This window comes from Kitasatospora sp. A2-31 (assembly GCF_022288725.1).
Taxonomy (GTDB): Bacteria; Actinomycetota; Actinomycetes; order Streptomycetales; family Streptomycetaceae; genus Kitasatospora.
Window position 1 is genome coordinate 1 of the sequence record NZ_JAKNTA010000215.1, and the last position, 1,272, is coordinate 1,272.

Consider the following 1,272-nt stretch of genomic DNA (forward strand, 5'->3'; position numbering starts at 1 on the left):
CCGACCCGGGGAGGCCGCCCGCGGGGCCGCCCACCGCCGTGCCCGCCGCGCTCAGCCCCTCACCGACCGTCTCCCCCACCGGCTCGCCGACGTTCTCCCCGTCGACCTCGGGCTCGCCCTCGGCCCCGGGTACCGTGGCCGAGCTGACCCCGGCCGTCACGGCCCGGCTGGACGCCGCGGTGCAGCGGGTGCTGAACCAGGCCTCCGTTCCCGGCGTGATGGTCGCGCTCACCACCCCCCGGGACAGCTACATCCGGGCCTTCGGGGTCTCCGACAAGATCGCGGGCATCCCGATGGTGACCGGGCTGAACATGCGGATCGGCAGCGAGACCAAGACCTTCACCGTCACCGGGGTGCTGCGGCTGGTCGACCAGGGCCGGGTCGGTCTGGACGACCCGATCTCCAAGTACGTCCCGGAGGTGCCCGGCGGGGACGCGATCACCCTGCGCCAGCTCGCGAACATGCGCAGCGGCCTCTTCCCGTACACCTCGGACCAGGGCTTCGTGCAGGCCCTGCTGGCCGACCCCCACCGGGAGTTCACGCCGCAGCAGCTTCTCTCCTACGCCTTCGCGCACCCGGCGGACTTCCCGCCGGGCACGGACTTCGAGTACTCCAACACCAACACCATCCTGCTCGGCCTGGTGGTGGAGAAGGTCTCGGGACAGCCGCTCGGCGCCTTCCTGGAACAGCAGGTGTTCGAGCCGGCCGATCTCGGCCGGACGGTCTTCCCGGTCGACGCGGCGTTCCCCCAGCCGCACGCCCGCGGCTACACCAACCAGACGCAGAGCGGCGCGATCGAGGACGCCACCGACTGGAACCCGTCCTGGGGCTGGGCCGCGGGAGCGATGATCTCGGACCTTCCCGACCTGCAGAAATGGGCGAAGGTCCTGGCCACCGGCACGCTGCTGAAGCCGGCGACCCAGGCCGAGCGGCTGCAGACCCCGCCGTCGGGCGATCCGGGCCTCGGCTACGGGCTGGGGGTGTTCGTGAACCACGGCTGGATCGGGCACAACGGTTCGCTGCCGGGCTACCAGAGCGTGGCGGTCTACCTGCCGTCGGCGCAGGCGACGCTGGTGGTGTTGCTGAACACCGACATCGCGTACCGGGGTTCGGCGCCCTCGACGCTGTTCGCGCAGGCGATCACCGAGATCGTCTCGCCGGGGAACGTGTACTCGCTGCCGGTCGCGCCGTCGAGCGGGTCGCCGTCCGCGCCGGCCTCCAGCCCGGCGCTCGCGGAGACCTGACCGCCCGAGCCGTCCCGGTCCGGGCCCC

General features: G+C 72.6%; 1 protein-coding gene. It reads left to right on the forward strand.

The features are described from left to right. A partial coding sequence (locus MCM47_RS44485) for a serine hydrolase (protein WP_255753454.1) occupies window positions 1–1,244 on the forward strand: 1,244 nt, incomplete at its 5' end. Between the last annotated feature and the right edge of the window lie 28 nt (window positions 1,245–1,272).